The sequence below is a fragment of the Haloarcula regularis genome, from assembly GCF_029338315.1.
Taxonomy (GTDB): domain Archaea; phylum Halobacteriota; class Halobacteria; order Halobacteriales; family Haloarculaceae; genus Haloarcula; species Haloarcula regularis.
In genome coordinates, this window is record NZ_CP119794.1 from 810,801 (window position 1) to 826,734 (window position 15,934).

General features: G+C 68.1%; 18 protein-coding genes and 2 pseudogenes. 12 read left to right on the top strand and 8 right to left on the bottom strand.

All coding sequences use genetic code 11. The annotated features are described in order from the left end of the window. Window positions 1-8 precede the first annotated feature (8 nt). Window positions 9-2,774, bottom strand: a complete 2,766-nt coding sequence (locus tag P1N55_RS04335; protein WP_276277750.1) for an AAA domain-containing protein — start codon at window positions 2,772-2,774, stop codon at window positions 9-11. Window positions 2,775-2,874: 100 nt separating this feature from the next. Then, window positions 2,875-3,255 (bottom strand): DUF2237 family protein, encoded by a 381-nt coding sequence (locus P1N55_RS04340; protein WP_276277751.1) that lies wholly within the window; start codon window positions 3,253-3,255, stop codon window positions 2,875-2,877. 110 nt (window positions 3,256-3,365) lie between these two features. Here P1N55_RS04340 and P1N55_RS04345 point away from each other — a divergent pair, with 110 nt between their 5' ends. Next, window positions 3,366-3,911, top strand: a complete 546-nt coding sequence (locus tag P1N55_RS04345) for a hypothetical protein (protein ID WP_276277752.1) — start codon at window positions 3,366-3,368, stop codon at window positions 3,909-3,911. After that, window positions 3,911-4,258, top strand: coding sequence for a hypothetical protein (locus P1N55_RS04350; protein ID WP_276277753.1), 348 nt, complete (start codon window positions 3,911-3,913; stop codon window positions 4,256-4,258). The genes P1N55_RS04345 and P1N55_RS04350 overlap by 1 nt, the downstream gene beginning before the upstream one ends. A gap of 53 nt (window positions 4,259-4,311) precedes the next feature. Here P1N55_RS04350 and purF read toward each other — a convergent pair. The 4 genes and pseudogenes from purF to P1N55_RS04370 all read right to left on the bottom strand — a co-directional run bounded on the left by purF (window position 4,312) and on the right by P1N55_RS04370 (window position 7,262). Continuing rightward, window positions 4,312-5,726 (bottom strand): annotated as a pseudogene (gene purF, locus P1N55_RS04355) (amidophosphoribosyltransferase). A 44-nt stretch (window positions 5,727-5,770) separates the two neighbouring features. Then, window positions 5,771-5,944 (bottom strand): 50S ribosomal protein L37e, encoded by a 174-nt coding sequence (locus tag P1N55_RS04360; RefSeq protein ID WP_276277754.1) that lies wholly within the window; start codon window positions 5,942-5,944, stop codon window positions 5,771-5,773. Continuing rightward, on the bottom strand, window positions 5,941-6,123 hold the full coding sequence (locus P1N55_RS04365; protein WP_276277755.1) for an LSM domain-containing protein: 183 nt from the start codon (window positions 6,121-6,123) through the stop codon (window positions 5,941-5,943). The genes P1N55_RS04360 and P1N55_RS04365 overlap by 4 nt, the downstream gene beginning before the upstream one ends. Window positions 6,124-6,204: 81 nt before the next feature. Beyond that, window positions 6,205-7,262: pseudogene (locus tag P1N55_RS04370) on the bottom strand (M20/M25/M40 family metallo-hydrolase). Between the two features lie 77 nt (window positions 7,263-7,339). On the opposite strand from P1N55_RS04370, the gene P1N55_RS04375 reads away from it, so the two are divergent. From P1N55_RS04375 to P1N55_RS04400, 6 genes are all read left to right on the top strand, one after another. Further along, window positions 7,340-7,573: a hypothetical protein gene (locus P1N55_RS04375; RefSeq protein ID WP_276277756.1), complete on the top strand. Its 234-nt coding sequence runs from the start codon at window positions 7,340-7,342 to the stop codon at window positions 7,571-7,573. Window positions 7,574-7,736: 163 nt separating this feature from the next. Next, window positions 7,737-8,507: an FAD-binding domain-containing protein gene (locus tag P1N55_RS04380; RefSeq protein ID WP_276277757.1), complete on the top strand. Its 771-nt coding sequence runs from the start codon at window positions 7,737-7,739 to the stop codon at window positions 8,505-8,507. 301 nt (window positions 8,508-8,808) lie between these two features. Beyond that, window positions 8,809-10,002 carry an MBL fold metallo-hydrolase gene (locus P1N55_RS04385; RefSeq protein WP_276277758.1) on the top strand — a complete coding sequence of 398 codons (1,194 nt, stop codon included), beginning with the start codon at window positions 8,809-8,811 and terminating at the stop codon, window positions 10,000-10,002. An 8-nt stretch (window positions 10,003-10,010) separates the two neighbouring features. Continuing rightward, complete coding sequence (locus tag P1N55_RS04390) at window positions 10,011-10,496, top strand: YeeE/YedE family protein (protein WP_276277759.1); 486 nt, start codon at window positions 10,011-10,013, stop codon at window positions 10,494-10,496. Window positions 10,497-10,503: 7 nt separating this feature from the next. After that, entirely contained in the window at window positions 10,504-10,974 is a 471-nt protein-coding gene (locus P1N55_RS04395) for a DUF6691 family protein (protein WP_276277760.1), read from the top strand. 11 nt (window positions 10,975-10,985) lie between these two features. After that, on the top strand, window positions 10,986-12,167 hold the full coding sequence (locus P1N55_RS04400) for an inorganic phosphate transporter (protein ID WP_276277761.1): 1,182 nt from the start codon (window positions 10,986-10,988) through the stop codon (window positions 12,165-12,167). A gap of 10 nt (window positions 12,168-12,177) precedes the next feature. Here P1N55_RS04400 and P1N55_RS04405 read toward each other — a convergent pair whose 3' ends face one another. After that, a complete protein-coding gene (locus tag P1N55_RS04405; RefSeq protein ID WP_276277762.1) occupies window positions 12,178-13,020 on the bottom strand; it encodes a universal stress protein in 843 nt (280 codons plus the stop codon). 369 nt (window positions 13,021-13,389) lie between these two features. On the opposite strand from P1N55_RS04405, the gene P1N55_RS04410 reads away from it, so the two are divergent. The 4 genes from P1N55_RS04410 to P1N55_RS04425 all read left to right on the top strand — a co-directional run bounded on the left by P1N55_RS04410 (window position 13,390) and on the right by P1N55_RS04425 (window position 15,334). Then, on the top strand, window positions 13,390-13,551 hold the full coding sequence (locus tag P1N55_RS04410) for a DUF7512 family protein (RefSeq protein ID WP_276277763.1): 162 nt from the start codon (window positions 13,390-13,392) through the stop codon (window positions 13,549-13,551). A 3-nt stretch (window positions 13,552-13,554) separates the two neighbouring features. After that, window positions 13,555-14,580: a sulfite exporter TauE/SafE family protein gene (locus tag P1N55_RS04415; RefSeq protein WP_276277764.1), complete on the top strand. Its 1,026-nt coding sequence runs from the start codon at window positions 13,555-13,557 to the stop codon at window positions 14,578-14,580. Between the two features lie 70 nt (window positions 14,581-14,650). Next, the gene (locus P1N55_RS04420) at window positions 14,651-15,055 is read left to right on the top strand and encodes a helix-turn-helix domain-containing protein (protein WP_276277765.1); all 405 of its coding nucleotides are present in this window, start codon (window positions 14,651-14,653) and stop codon (window positions 15,053-15,055) included. A gap of 66 nt (window positions 15,056-15,121) precedes the next feature. After that, entirely contained in the window at window positions 15,122-15,334 is a 213-nt protein-coding gene (locus P1N55_RS04425) for a DoxX family protein (RefSeq protein ID WP_276277766.1), read from the top strand. An 89-nt stretch (window positions 15,335-15,423) separates the two neighbouring features. Here P1N55_RS04425 and P1N55_RS04430 read toward each other — a convergent pair whose 3' ends face one another. Next, window positions 15,424-15,864, bottom strand: coding sequence for a universal stress protein (locus P1N55_RS04430; RefSeq protein WP_276277767.1), 441 nt, complete (start codon window positions 15,862-15,864; stop codon window positions 15,424-15,426). Window positions 15,865-15,934 lie beyond the last annotated feature (70 nt).

Below are 15,934 nucleotides of genomic sequence, written 5' to 3' on the forward strand. Positions count from 1 at the left end.
ACAGCCGGTCACCCCGACGCCCACGCGACCATCCGCCCGTAGACCGGGTCGGTCGACAGCGCGTCGGCGTCGCCCACGAGCACGAGCGACTTCTTCGCCCGCGTCAACGCGACGTTGATGCGCCGGTAGTCCTCGAACAGCGGGCCGTCCAGCGCCCCGGTGGCGGTGAAGGAGACGACGATGACCTCCTTGCTCGATCCCTGGAACCGGTCGACGGTGTCGACGGCGACGTCGGGGAGGCGCCGCGATATCTCCGAGACCTGTGCGCGGTAGGGCGCGATGACGCCGACGTCGGCCGCCTCGACGCCGGCCTCGCGGTAGGCTGCGACCACGTCGGCGACGGCGTCGGCCTCCGTGGGGTTCGTGTTGCCGACCTGCGCGCCGTCGGGGTCCACAAACGAGACGCGGTCGCGCAGGTGCGACGGGAGCGCGTCCAGCGAGACGCCCGATAGGTCGTCGATGCGCTGGCCGGCTACGTCCCCGTTCGCCGGGCGCAACGCGCCGTCGTAGAACTCCTGTGAGGCGAAGGCCTGGATGTGCTGTGCCATGCGGTACTGCCTGTCGAGCATCACGCCGGCGTCCGGGTAGGTCTCGATGAGGCGCTCGAACAGCGACGTCGTCAGCGTCTCGGCCTCGGACTGGACGACCGGCGGGAGCTGCTGGTGGTCACCCACCAGGACGAACCGGTCGGCCAAGGTCGTCGCGGCCAGCGTCCCCGGTTCGGTGAGCTGGCCGGCCTCGTCGACGACGGCCACGTCGAACGACTGGCTCTGGAGGGCGGTGCCGCCGCAGGTCGCCGTCGTGGCGGCCACGACGTCCGCCGACTGGAGGCGGGCGGCACACTCGCCGGGGTCGCCGCCGGTCTCCAGGCGGTACTGCTGCATGTCCTCGCGGACGCCGCTCTCGGTACCGACGCGGACGATGTCGGTGAACCCCTGGTCCTCCAGGGCTTCGATGGCGTTGTCGACCGCGCGGTTGGTGAACGCAGAGAGGAGCACCCTGTCGCCACGCGCAATGAGCGCCCGGACCATCCGGGCCAGCGTGTAGGTCTTGCCGGTGCCGGGCGGCCCGTGGACCAGCGCGACGTCCTCGGCCCCCACGGCGAGCGAGACGGCCTCGTCCTGGGCGTCGTTGTTGTCGATGAACGTCTCCCCGGGCGGGTCGAACGCCGGTTCACGCCGGCCAAAGAGGACGTCCTTGGCCTCGGCGGACTGCTTCAGGAGCGCGTCGTGCAGCGCGTTCTGGAGCCGGCTGGTGGTGAGCTCGGAAGGGTAGACGTCGAGTCGGCGCAGGTCCAGCGGTTCGTCGGCGGTGACGACTATCTCCTGGCCGCCCGCGTCGTCTGGGTCCCCCAAGTCCATCCCACCCAGCCGCTCGACGCGCGCGAGTTCGGCGTCGCCGTTTATCGGGTCGCCGTCGCTGGCGAGCACGAGGTTCCCCTCGCGTATCTTCGAGACTGCGCCGGTCCCGCGGGCGCGCAGTTCCCAGCGGCCGCCGTCGAGTTCTCGCCGGCCCGTCGGTTCCAGGTCGACGAGCGCCCGGTCGTCGTCGGCGCGTTCACCGGGCGTCTGTTCCCAGAGCTTCGCGTACTCGCGGTGGACCGCGCGGCGCTCGGCCTCGATGGCCTCGTAGAAGCGTTCGAAATACTCGCGTTCCTCGTCTGGGATGGCCACGCCGACCTGGCCGGCCTTGGACTCCTGGTCGAGCCGGCCGGAGACGGCCATGCAGGTGTCCTGCTCGAAGCAGTACTCGCACTTCGCGTTGGCCTCGTAACCCGTCGGCACGTCGGTGTCGTGTTCCAGTGCGGCGATGGCGTTGCGCGTCCGGATGACGTAGTTCAGCAGGCCCGGGCCGATGGAGAACTCCTTGGCCGGCGAGAGGTCACCGCTCTCCTCGTTGCGGTCGATGGCCGCGTTCTTGGTATAGAGGAGCGTCCCGGTGTTCGGGGCGGCCTCTATCGGGCTCTGCGAGCCGCCGTCGCCGGCCATCACGTCGCTCGCGGCAAGCGAGTTCGCCGCGCGCTCGCCAAGCATCAAGGCGTACGCCGTCGCCTGGATCTTGTCCTGGAAGCGCGGTTCGCGCTTCGTGTTCTTCCCGGTCTTCAGTTCCACTGGCATCCCCCGGCGGACGGCGTCTGCCCGCCCTTTTATCCCGTATCGTTCCGAGATGAGCGTCATCTCGGAGCGCCAGTCGTCGTGTTCGGTGAGCGTCCCCTGGTTTAGCCACCCCTCGATGGCTTTCGCGTGGTCGCGGACGTCGCCGGCCACCTCGTCGGCCTCGCGGCCGAGCAGGCCGATGTCCAGTCCCGCCTCGCGGACCTGGTCCTCGATTGCCGTCTCGACGTCCTGGCCCCGCAGGAGGTCACCGAACACCTCGTGGACGACGGTCCCCTTCACGAGCGGGTACGCGAGGTCTGCGCCGTCGAGTTTCCGGAGGTAGTACATCCGCGGGCACTGGACCCACGCGCGGACGTCGGTCACGTCGACGAGGAAGTCCGGTTCGACGACGACGGCCGCGTCGCTGCCGACCGAGTACTGCGTCTCGCCGCGGTAGGTCCGCTCCTCGGCGTCGTAGACGGCCAGTTCCATCCCCGGCTCGACGACCTCGCCCGTCTCGGTCCACTTGCCCCACAGCGTGACCGTCGTCGGTTCGCCGGCCCCCTTCTCGGGCCGCAACGTCACCTCACAGAGGTCGCTCTCGCCGTGGCTCGTCTGGACGGTCTTGGGGCCGTCGACGCCGACGACGACGCCCCGGAGGTCGTCGGCCCCGCTCACGGCCCGGCCTCCCGTCGTCGGCGAGCGCGACTCGCCGGTCCCTGACTCTCGTGCACGGTCACGGGGACGGCGCCGATACCCAAAAGTCGTTCGCGCCCGCTCATTCCTCGGCCGCGTCGTCGTGGGCGTACTCACGGAGCGTCTCGAGCGGGACGTCCTCGAGGACGGCCTCGCTGGTCGCCTCGAGCACGACGGGCGGCGCGACGCCCGCCTCGTGGGCCTCGACCCACCGGGGCACGCAGAGACACCAGGCGTCACCCGGCTCCAGCCCCGGGAAGTTCAGTTCCGGGCGGGACGTCACCAGGTCGTTGCCCTGCGCCTTGCTGAACTGGAGGAACTCGTCGGTCAGCACGGCACAGATCTCGTGGCGGCCCGGGTCCCGGGCCACCGGGTAGCAGTAGCCGTCCCGCATGAACCCCGTTATCGGGTCCGTGGAACAGGCCGCGAGGTCGCCGCCGAGGACGTTGGCTTCGCTCTCCATGCGTCGAGTGGTCGGGGCCGCCGGTATAACGGTTCGGTACGGAGTGAAGGTGTAGCCAGTCGGAGAGACCGATGGCTTCATTCTCGCGGGGACCTAACCCGCAGGTACGAATGCGCGTTCGCGACTGGCAGGACATCATCGAAGACGTGACGGAGAGCACCGCCGACCCCGGTGGCTGGCGCGCCGTCGGGGGCGACCGCGCGAACGGCATCGGCGAGGACATCTACTTCGGCCACCCGGACGCCGGAGTCTACCAGCTCAAGACCTACGCCAAGAACCCCTTCGAGGTCCAGGGCGTCGGGACACAGGTCGCCCGGCGCATCGACGACGACATCGAGCCGCTGTTCCCCGAGGAGGGGACCGGCATCTTCGGCGTCCAGCAGGGCGTCGAGGACGAGGACGAGGCCGAGGAGAAGGCAAAGAACTTAGAGACGGTCCTCGAGACCCACGCCGACGCGCCGACCACGCCACGCGCGCTGATGGAGGACGTGCTCGACGCCGTGGACTCGCCGGCCTACGGCCCGATGGAGTTCGACCAGTACGACCGCCCCGAACGGATGGAGGGGTTGACCGACACCTTCGAGGAGGCCGAAGAGCTGCTCGATGCCGAGTTCGAGGACCTCATCGACGAGGACGTCGACCGGGGGTTCTACTGATGACCGGGCCGCTGATGGTCGGGCCGTCCATCACCGACGCCGACCGCGAGCAGTTCCTCCTGCGGCTGAAGATCGGGTTCTCGCTCCTGGTCGGCGGTTCGATGGCGATGGTGACGGTATACGGCGGCGCGGCCCTGCCCGTCGTCGCCGGCGTCTTCGTCGGGACGACGGCGCTGGGCGCCGTGTTCGCGTGGGTCGCCATTCCCGACAGCGTCGCCGGCCAGCCGTACGACACCCGCGTGCGGGGGCCGAAACCAGGCACCCGGACGCGGGCGCGTCGGGAGGGCGACGGGCCGACCGAGGAACCGCGACGGGCCGACGGGGACGGCCGCGAGCGGACGAACTGACCGGACGGCACGCTCACGACGGTTCTCGGCAGTGAGCGAACGGCAGTGAGGCGTCAGTCGTCCGCGGGCGTCGGGTTCCCGGTGATGTCCGGGCGGACGACGTCGCGGTCGGTCGCCTCGCCCTCGATGTCGTAGGGGTACTCGCCGGTGACACAGCCCAGACAGAGGTCGGCGCGACTCTCTCCCAGCGCCGCCGCGATGGCGTCGATGGAGAGGTACGACAGCGTGTCGGCCTCGATGTCGTCGCGGATGTCCTCGACGGACCGGCCGGCCGCGATGAGCTCGTCGCGGGAGGCCATGTCGATGCCCATGTAGCACGGCGAGACGATGGGCGGCGAGCCGATTCGGACGTGGACCGCCTCCGCCCCGGCGTCTTTCAGCAGGGAGATGAGTGCGTCGAGGTGGTCCCGCGCACGATGGAGTCGTCGATGATGGTGACCGACTTCCCCTCGATAGTCGACTTGATGGGGTTGAGTTTCAGGCGGACGGCGCGTTCGCGCTCGTCTTGCGTCGGCATGATGAACGTCCGGCCGACGTACCGGTTTTTCATCAGGCCCTCCGCGAACTCGATGTCCGAACCGTCGTCCTGGGCGGCCTCGGCGTACCCGGAAGCAAACGCCCGACCGGAGTCGGGCACCGGGAGGACGACGTCGGACTCGATGCCCGACTCCGCCCAGAGCTTGCGGCCCAGTTCCCGCCGAATCTCGTAGACCAGGTTCTCGTCGATGGTCGAGTCCGGTCGGGCGAAGTAGACGTGCTCGAAGAAGCAGTGGGCCGTCCGCTCCTGGTCGACGAGCTGGTAGGTGTCGAAGCCGGTCCCGTCGGGGTAGAGGACGACCAGTTCGCCGGGTTCGACGTCGCGGACGAGGTCGCCGTCAAGGGTGTCGATTGCCGCCGATTCGGAGGCGAGGACGTAGCCGTCGTCGAGTTCGCCGATACAGAGCGGTCGGTTGCCCTCGGGGTCGCGGACGCCGAGCACCGTCTCGTCGTGCATGATTGTCAGCGAATAGGACCCGTGGATGCGGTTCATCGTCCGTTTGACCGCGCGCACGAGGTCCTCCTCCAGCAGGTTCCGAGCGAGGTCGTGGGCGATGACTTCGGTGTCGCCGTCTGAGGTGAAGGCGTGACCCAGTTCGGCCAGTTCGTCGCCGATCTCGTCGGCGTTGACGAGGTTCCCGTTGTGCGAGAGTCCCAGCGATCCGGACTTGAACGAGACCGAGAAGGGCTGGGCGCAACTGGAGTTGACGCTACCCGCGGTCGGGTAGCGGACGTGGCCGATGCCGTTGGACCCGTTCAGCGACTCCAGGTCGTCCGGAGCGAACGCGTCACCGACCAGTCCCATCTCGACGTGGCTGTGTTGCTGGAAGCCGTCGTGGGTGACGATGCCGGCCGACTCCTGGCCGCGGTGCTGGAGGGCATACAGTGAGTAGTAGAGCGGGCGGGCGGCACTTCGGTCCTGAAGAGAGATGCCGACGACGCCGCACTTTCGTGCATTTGTGGGATGTCAGACCGTTACTCGCCGGCCTTTGACTGCCACTCGTAATCGCGTCGTTTCGCGGATTTGCCGAAGCCACACGACGCACAGACCTTCTTTTTCTTGTGATAGGACTTTTCCCCACACCGGCGACACTTCACGTGTGTCGTGGTGTTTTTCTTACCCTGGCTCGGAGTTCCTGCACCAGTCATGGATTAATCGAGACGACGTTATCCCCGCGTATAATCGTTGTGTCTTCGTCTTCGATGACCAGGTTCATGTGCTGGTCGTAGCCCGTCAGTTCGCCCTCGAATATCTCGCCTCCCTTCAGCTGTACGGTGACCTCTTCGCCCAGTGACGCCTCGAGTACGTCAAGCGGTCGTCCACTCATGTTCGGTTGGGATAGTGATGGCCGCTTAAACGTACCGCTTGCCCGGCCTGTCGCCCGGGGCCTTTGCCCGGCGCGACGGTCTCAAACCTCGACACTGAAGGGGGCGTACGCGTCGGCATCGGCGGCGAACCCGGCCACCAGGTCCGCGAGGTCGTCCAGATCGTCGGGGTCGATGACCTCCACCGGCGTGTGCATGTAGCGGTTCGGCAGGCCGACGTTGACCGAGGGGATCCCCTCACGCGAGGTGTAGAACGCGTCCGCGTCCGTCCCGGTCCGGGTGCCAGTGGCCTGCAACTGGACGTCGATGGCCGCCGTCTCGCCGACGTCCCGGAGGGCGTCGACGACGACCGGGTGGTTCGCGCTCCCGCGGGAGACGACCGGCCCGCCGCCGAGTGCCACACCGTTCGAGCGTTTGCCCGGCGACTCCGGGGCGTCGGTCGCGTGGGTCACGTCGATGGCCAGCGCAGCGTCGGGAGCGACGTCGAAACCGACCATCTTCGCGCCCTGGAGGCCGACCTCCTCCTGGACCGTCGAGACGGCGTAGACCGTCGCGTCGGTGCCGCGCTCGGCCGCCCGGCGGAGCCCTTCGGCGGCCGCCCAGATACCGATGCGGTTGTCCATCCCGCGGGCCGAGAGCCGTCCGTTCGCGAGGGTGCGAATCTCCTGGGAGAACGTCACCGGGTCGCCCCGGTCGACCATGTCGGCCACCTCGTCGCCGTCCTCGGCCCCGACGTCGACGTACTGCTCGCTGATCTCCGCGACGTCCTCGTCGTCGGGGTCACGGAGGTGGATGGCCGTCTGCCCGACGACGCCGTTGACCGGGCCGTCGCCCGTGTGTATCGTGACGTGCTGGCCGCGCGTGACCGTCTTGTCGGACCCGCCGATACGGCTCAACCGGACGAAGCCGTCGTCCGTGAGGTCGCGGACGATGAAGCCGATCTCGTCGCCGTGGCCCGCGAGCGCCACCGACGTCTCGCCCCGTCCAGCTTCGCCACCGCGTTCCCGTAGTCGTCCGTGTACACGTCGTCCGCAAACTCGCTGACGTAGTCGACCCAGACCCGCTGGCTGTTCGCCTCGTAACCCGACGGCCCGGGCGTCTCGAGCAACGACTCGAGGAACGCACGCTGTGGTTCGTCCATGCCCGGCGTTAGGCCCCGGCCGTCATGAAAGGGCGGTACGGGGCAACCGATAAGGTCGACGGGGGAGAACTACCAGCATGGTTGACGTTACGCTGTTCGAACTCCACCTCGAAGGGTCCCAGTTCACCGCCAACGCCCCCAACAGCGGGGTCGGCGAGGCCACTGAAAGCGACGAAGACACCGGGGAAGTCGCCGACGAGGGGACGGGTGCCGTCCCCGTCACCCTCCTCGCCGTGCTCGGGGTCGTCCTCGCGCTCGCGTCCGCCGTCGCCGCGAAGAAGATGCTCGGCGGCGACGCCGACGCCGACTGACCGGACGGGGACGGCAGTGCTCCCGGCTGGAGCGACGACTAGTACCGGACGGTTCGTCGCGGAGCCGCCGTCGACGTGACGACGAGAGACGAGCAGTCGCCCTCCCAGCGAGCGGGACGAACCCGCCTGGTAACCCGGCCCAGTCCTAACTCCGGGCAGATCTATGGCGGACCCGCCGTTGCCGCGTCCCGCGCCCGCGTCGCCCGCACCGCCGACGGACGGCAGCGGCTGTATCGTCTGGCATCGCCGCCACCTCCGTACCACCGACCACCCCGCCCTGAGCCAGGCGGCCCGTGAGTACGACACACTCTGCCCGCTGTTCGTCTTCGACCCGCACTTCTACGGCGACGCATCCCTGGCCTGCGACGCCCGAATCCGCTTTCTCCACGAGTGTCTCGCCGACCTACGGGAGCAGTACACCGACCGCGGCGGCGAACTGACCCGCGCCCACGGCGACCCGATTGCGGTGCTCGAGAACGTCGTCGACGCGGACCCGGCGATAAACTACACGCAGTTCCAGAGCCAGGCGGGCGTCGTCGGGACGAACATGTTGCGCACGTACAACCCGCGCAAGCAGGTCCGTGACAACGACCCGGAGGGTGCGTTCGTCCGTCGGTGGGTGCCGGAACTCGATCCGCTTCCGGTCGAACACCTGGACCAGCCCGAGAAGACCCCGCTGCACGTCCAGGACGAGTGTGGGATCACCATCGGCGAGGACCACCCGTACCCCGTGGTCGAGTACGAGGCGGCGCGACAGGCGCGCCTGGACGAGGTCGAGTCGCTCCAGGACAGGGCCGAGGCCGCGCTGTCCGATCCCGAGGTCGCCCGGCGCGCGTCGCTATCCCTGCGTGGCCGGACAAATAACTCCGCTGGCGGGCACGACGACGACCCAGGAGACGACGACGGGCCGCAGACGTCACTGTTCTCGTTCTGAACGCGGCCGGGCACGCCCGACCTCGACAGTGGTACCTCGGCCCCTGTCCGCTGTCGACAGCGTCTATCGGGAGGCCCTGTATTGGAATTTGTTTGCAAGACCAAGAGCGATTGGGAACATTGCACGTCCTCCGAGAGGCGTCGAAATTCACGAAGAAATCGCAGACTGTACTCATCGTTCGTGTTCTGGGGACGGAGAAACAGGCGAACCCCTGTCGAGCCCTGCGCTCAGTAGTATTGTATAGAAGTTGGATTACTATGCAAACGTTTAGTACACCCATCCGGTAGGTGGGGGTGACGACATGAATCCAGAAGACTTCCCGACCCCGGACGAAGAAGTGGAAACCGTCGAACCTGCCGCGCTCAAAGAGCGCATCGACGACGGTGACGACGTCACACTGCTCGACACCCGGATGGAATCGGACTACGAGGAGTGGGCCATCGACGGCGAGAACGTCACGTCCTTCAACGTCCCGTACTACGAGTTCCTCGACGACGAGATCGACGCGGACGTCCTCGAGACAGTGCCCGACGACCGCGAGGTGACGGTCCTGTGTGCGAAAGGCGGGGCCAGCGAGTACGTCGCCGGCCGTCTCGCAGAGCACGACTACGAGGTCGAACACCTCGAGGAGGGGATGAACGGCTGGGCGCGCATCTACGAGGCCATGGAGGTCACGGACTACGACGGTGCGGGCACCCTCCTCCAGTACCAGCGTCCCTCCTCGGGCTGTCTGGGCTACCTGGTCTACGACGACGGCGAAGCGGCGGTCATCGACCCGCTCCGTGCGTTCACGGACCGCTACCTCGAGGACGCCGCGGAACTGGGCGTCGACCTGCAGTACGCGCTCGACACCCACATCCACGCCGACCACATCTCGGGCGTGCGCGACCTGGACGAGGCGGGCGTCGAGGGCGTCATCCCGGCCGCTGCCGTCGACCGCGGGGTCACCTACGCGGACGAACTGACGACCGCCGCGGACGGCGACACGTTCTCCGTCGGCGACGTCACCATCGAGGCCGTCCACACCCCCGGCCACACCACGGGGATGACCTCCTACCTGGTCGACGGGAGCCTGCTCGCGACCGGTGACGGGCTCTTCGTCGAGAGCGTCGCCCGTCCCGACCTCGAGGAGGGCGACGAGGGCGCCCCCGACGCCGCGCGGATGCTCTACGAGTCGCTCAACGAGCGCGTGCTCTCGCTGTCCGACGACACGCTCGTCGGAGGAGCTCACTTCAGCGACGCCGCCGAACCGGCCGCGGACGGCACCTACACCGCCCCCATCGGCCAGCTGATCGATGAGATGGACGCGCTCACGATGGACGAGGACGAGTTCGTCGAGCTCATCCTGTCGGACATGCCGCCCCGCCCGGCCAACTACGAGGACATCATCGCGACGAACCTCGGGCAGAACGCCGTCGACGACGACCGGGCGTTCACGCTCGAGCTGGGGCCGAACAACTGTGCAGCGAGCCAGGAGTCCCTCGCGGGTGACTGAGGCGGGTGATGGTCCCTGAACTAGTCGCGCTCCAGGTCGCCGCCGACCTGTTCCCCAACGGCATCGGTCGGTACGCCGTCGGCGGGCTCCTCGTCGGCCTCGGGGCGGCGGTCATCTACGTCGGCACCGGCATCAGCGCCGGCGCCAGCACGTTCCTCGAGTCGACGCTGTCGTACGTCTCCGGCCAGTCGCGGTTCCGGCAGTACGTCGCCTCGCGCGACTGGCGGCTCGTGTTCACGCTCGGCATCGTCCTCGGGGCCGCCGTCTACGCGGTGGTCTACCAGGGCGGCGCCTGGACGACGGAGGTCGCCTGGTGGCGACTGCTTGCCGGCGGCGTCCTCGTCGGCGTGGGGACCCGCGTCGGCAAGGGGTGTACCTCCGGCCACGGGGTCTGTGGCGTCGGCTCGGCCTCGAAGACGTCGCTGGCGGGGGTACTGGCCTTCCTGGCCACGGCGATACTGACGGCGCAGGTGGTCGCCGCGCTGGGGGGGTGACGCCGTGATGGCGGGGGCTTCGTCGGATCGCCACCCGATGTTCGTCCCGCTCGTGCTGGTCGGCGGCATCATCTTCGGGTTCGGCCTCGGGTTCAGCCACATGGCCCGGCCCGAAGTGGTGCTGAACTTCCTCCAGTTCGAGGACTTCGGCCTGCTGTTCGTGATGTTCGGCGGCGCGGCGGTGACGGGCCTCGCGTTCTTCGTCACGCCGCGCGTGCTGGACCGGGCGCCGCTGACCGGCGACCGATTCGAGCGCCGGCTGAAGCCCTTCGACCGGAACGTCCTCGTCGGTGGGGGCATCTTCGGCGTGGGCTGGGGGCTGTCGGGCATCTGTCCCGGCGCCGCCTACGCGAGTCTCGGCATCGGCAACGTGACCATCCTGTGGGCCATCGCGGGGATGTTCCTCGGGGCCTACGCACAGGGGTGGTGGCGCAGCCGAACAGACACCGCCGACCCTGCCGCCACCGGGGCGGACTGACCTGCAGACCGATGGAGGTCTCCGTCGTCGCGCTCTTTCTGGTCGCTGGCCTCGCGAGTCTGTTCATGGCCTGGGTCATCGGCGCTGGTTCGAGCGGTGCGACTCCCTTCGCCCCCGCGGTCGGCGCCAACGCTATCTCGACGATGCGCGCGGCGTTCGTCGTCGGCATCTTCGGGCTGGCGGGCGCGGTGACACAGGGGGCGAATGTCTCGGAAGCCGTCGGTCGCGGCCTCGTCGGCGGCGTGAGTCTCCCCGCGGTCGGGGTCATCGTCGCGCTCCTCGCCGGGGCGGGGCTCATGGCCGTCGGCATCTACACCGGGTATCCCATCGCGACGGCCTTCACCGTCACCGGCGCGGTCATCGGCGTCGGGCTGGCACTCGGGGGGGCACCCGTCTGGGCGAAGTACCAGCAGATAGCGACCGTGTGGGTCCTGACGCCCGTCGTCGGTGGCGGGGTCGCCTACGGCATCGCGAGCGTGTTGCCACGGCCGTCGGTCCCGGAGGCGGCGACGATACCCACTCTCGCTGCCGTCGTCGGCGTCGTCCTCGCCAACGTCGAGTTCGCCTTCCTCGGCCCCGACGGCGCCCCCGGGTCGCTCGCGGGGTTCGGCCAGCGGGTCCTCGGTCTCGACGGGCTCGTCGCGGCCGTCCTCCTGTCCGGAGCCGTCGCCCTCGTCGTCTGGGTCGCGGTGTACCGGGACATCCGTCGCGACGAGGCGGCCGGGCTCAGACACGTCCTCCTGGCGCTGGGCTCCCTGGTGGCGTTCTCGGCCGGCGGGAGCCAGGTCGGCCTCGCGGTGGGCCCCCTCTTACCGTTGCTGGACGAGGTGGGCACGCTGTCGCCGGCGGTCGTGCTGGCCGGCGGCGGCGTCGGTATCCTCGTCGGGTCGTGGACCGGCGCGCCGCGGATGATCAAGTCGCTCGCCCAGGACTACTCCTCGCTGGGCCCCCGTCGATCCATCGCCGCTCTCGTCCCCTCGTTTCTCATCGCACAGACCGCGGTGTTCCTGGGCGTGCCGGTGTCGTTCAACGAGATAATCGTCAGCGCAATCATCGGCAGCGGGGCCGCGGTCGGCGGCGGCAGCGCCGTCGACCCGCGGAAGGTCCTGGTCACGGTCGGCGCCTGGGCCGGTTCCTTCGGCCTCTCGCTGGCCGTCGGCTACGGGTCGATGACGGCCATGAGCGCCCTGTAAGTCGGGGCGCTCAGGCGGTTCGTGGCGGCGGGACGAGGTAGACGTTCCCCTTCGCACGGGCCACGACGTCCTCGGAGACGCTCCCGAGCAACAGCCGGCGCATCCGACTCCGGCCCCGGGAGCCGACGAGCGTCGTCGTCGGTCGCACCGTCGCTTCGACGTCGAGAATCTCGTCGGCCGGGTCACCGCGCCGGACCTCGACGGTCGTGTCGATGTCCCACTGCGACAGCGTCGCCGCGAGCTCGTCGAGGCGGTCCACCGGGTTCTCGGCGTCGCCGGTGGCGTCTTTCGGTGATTCGACGTGGACGAGCGTCGCTTCCTGGGTGGCGTGTCGGAGGTACGAGAACGCGTCGAACGCGCGCTCGGCGTTCGCTGAGAAGTCGGTCGCGTAGAGAATCCGCTGGAACAGGTGCTCCCTGAGCACGTCCGGGTCCTCGGCCTCGCGCTCGATGCGGTTGACCAGGAGCGGCACGACGGTGGTCCGCGCGAGGTTGCGAGCCGTCGACCCGATGACGCGGTTCTCGAGCGGACTCTGCCCGCGCGAGCCGATTATCGTCAGGTCGGCGCGTTCGGCCTCGGCGATGCCGTTGATGCGCCGGTGGGGCGTCCCGCGCACGACGTGGGTCTCGGTCGCGAACCCGGCGTCTTCCATCACCTTCCGGTACCGGGCGAGTCCACGCTCGCGCCGCTCCCTGAAGTCCATCCCGGGCATCCCCGCGTGGACGTTGGACGGGATGACCGTGACGAGGTGGATCGTCTCGACGCCGATGCGGCCGAGACACTCGAGGCACGTCTCGTTCTCTATCGCTGCTTCGCTCGCCGCCGAGAGGTCTGTCGCGTATATCGCCCTCATACCCGAGGGTACGATACCTGGCATTAATATTGTTTTGATTGGGCAATACAATCCACACAGCCTGACGGGCAGAACGTGGATTCGGCTCGGACACGGTCGCAAGAAACGGCCGTGAGATCGTGTCGGGTGCTCCTGACTCCACGGCCGCGCGCAAGTTAATTTCGCGCTCCGAACGACGCTTTCAACAATTTCTGTCTGACGCCGATATTTCGATAACGTATCCGAATATTTCGGTGGGTTAGCGATTAGATACTTCTCAATAATATTGTGCGCCGGACCCAAAACCGTTATCAGGCTCCTCGGGTTACGGTGGGGTGAGTAGAAAAGTATGATATTCACAGAGCAAAACAAGTGTATCGGTGATGTCAGATGGTAGATCTCGGAGCCCTCGCGTCGATGGGCGACGGCGCCGTCGACGCGGCGACGCTCATCGGCATCGTGCTCGTCGAGGCCGCTATCCTCTACGTTGGGTACGGTGCGGTCGAAGAGGCGTTCGGACACGTGGTGGTCAAACAGATACGGGGCAAGTAACAGATGGAGATACTCGGACTCGGTCTGGCGATGGTCGCACTGTTCGTCGGTTTCGGGCTCCTCATCGGGGTTCTGTTCGGGTTCTTCGGCATGGGTGGGTCGTTCCTGGTCACGCCGGCGCTCCTGGTGATGGGGTATCCCACCCGCGTCGCCGTCGGGAGCGGCCTCGCCTTCGTCTTCGGGACCTCGGTCATCGCGACCCTGAAACACCGCGACCTCGGACAGGTCGACTACAAACTGGGCGTGTTGATGATCGCCGGGACGACCGCCGGCATCGAGGCCGGCAAGGAGATCGTCCTGCACCTCGAGTCGCTCGGAATGGCCGGCAGCATCATCAGCGTCACGTACGTCGTCCTGCTGGGCGGTATCGGCGCCTTCGTCACCTACGAGGCGCTGAAGGGCGGCGGTGGCGGCGGCATCGACCACGACGCCGCGGACGACGACGTCGACGCTGACGACATCCCGGACATCGCGAAGAAGATACAGTCCTACCGGGTCCCGCCCATGATATCGCTCCGTGGCGGCGTCAGCGTGTCGCTGTGGATGATCCTCGGCGTCGCGTTCGTGACCGGACTCCTCTCGGGCTTCCTCGGCGTCGGCGGCGGGTTCATCCGCATGCCCGCGCTGTTCTACCTCATCGGCGTGCCGGTGCCCATCGCCGTCGGGACCGACCTCTTCGAGATCGTCTTCTCGGGCGGGCTCGGGAGCTTCCTGTACGCGCTCGACGGCGGCGTCGACCTCTCCATCGTGGTCCCGCTGCTCGCGGGGAGCGCCTTCGGGGCCCGCGTCGGATCGGCCGCGACCAGCATCGTCGACGAGGACGACATCAAGGTCTACTTCGGCCTGATGCTGCTCGGTGGCGCGCTGGCCGTCGCGGTCCGCGAGGTCGGCAACGTCTACGGTATCGACGTGCTGAACACGGTCAGCCTCGTGCTCATCCTCGGGTCGGCGCTGCTGGTCAGCGGCGCCGTCGTCTACAGCAGCATCTCCGCGCTGCGGGAGGAGGCACGGACGTCCTCGCCGGCATGAATCGTCCGTAGTATTGTACAGAAAGCACACAAATGTTTTACGCCCTCGAAACGTAGTCGCCGGTAGACCAATGCCAGATTCGATGAGCGAACAGTTACGCCAGGATATGGTGTGTGAGGGCCTGCTGGAGTGCTTCCACGGGCTCTCACAGCTCGACACCGAGTGCTTCCAGGCGCTCGTCGAGGCCGAGGAGCCGCTGACGGTCGACGAGGTCGCCGAGTCGGTCGAGCGCGAACGCTCGACGGCCTATCGGTCGGTCCAGCGCCTCCTCCAGGCTGGCTTCATCCAGAAAGAGCAGCTGAACTACGAGCACGGCGGGTACTGTCACGTGTACACCCCGACGGACCCGTCGGAGATCGCCGGCCAGATGCGGCGCGTGCTCAACGACTGGTACGCCAAGATGGGCCAGCTCATCCAGGAGTTCGAGACGAAGTACGCGGCGGCCACCGAGTCGGCGGCCCAGGTAGAGCGCTGAGGCCGGGTCGGGCCACGCCGGGTCCGGGAAGAAGGCATTCCTCGGCCGCTTCCTTACCGACGGGCAGTGTCGCAACACCGACTCTCGAGATGGCAACGGCCGCCCCGGTTCCTCTTGGGTCTCGTCTACATGGCGGTGACCGACGACCTGACCCTCGAGGGGGTGCCGGAACCGCTGTGCGACCCGCCCGATGCGGCGCTGTGGGCGCGGCTGCCGCTCCAGGCCGTCCTCGTCGCCTGGGCGTGGTGGTACACCGACCGGTCGTCGAGTCCGGAGTAGTCGTGCCGTCGCCGTAACGGTGCCCGGGGGGCGTCCGGCGTCGGTCTGCTCCCTCGCTGGCACACCACACGACGCCGAGTGCGGGACTCTCAGGCCTCGTCGTCCGACGGAGGGCGGACCACCAGCACCGGGACGTCGGCCGTCCGGAGGACGCGCTGGGTCACGCTCCCGAGGAGAACTCTGTCGAGGCCGCGCCGGCCGTGGGTCCCCATGACTATGAGGTCGACGTCGTTGTCGTCGGCGTACTCGAGGATGACCTGGTGCGGGGACCCTTCCAGGACATCAGTGATGACGGTATCGACGTCTCGCCCGCTGGCGCGTTCGAGGACCTTCTCCTCCGCGCGCCGGCCCGCTTCCTCCAGGTACCCGACGACCTGCTGGGTGCGCGGATCGAGCGGGAGGGAATTCGTGTCGACGACGTAGAGCACGTACAGGTCCGCGCCGTACGTCTCGGCCAGATCCAAAGCGTGTTCGACGGCTCGGTCGGCGTCCGAACTCCCGTCCGTCGGCACCAGTATCCGGTCGTACATGGACGTGTCTACGTTCCGAACAGTCATAGGTGTGGCCCGGGGCTCCGGCGACACCGTGTCGGTCGCATTC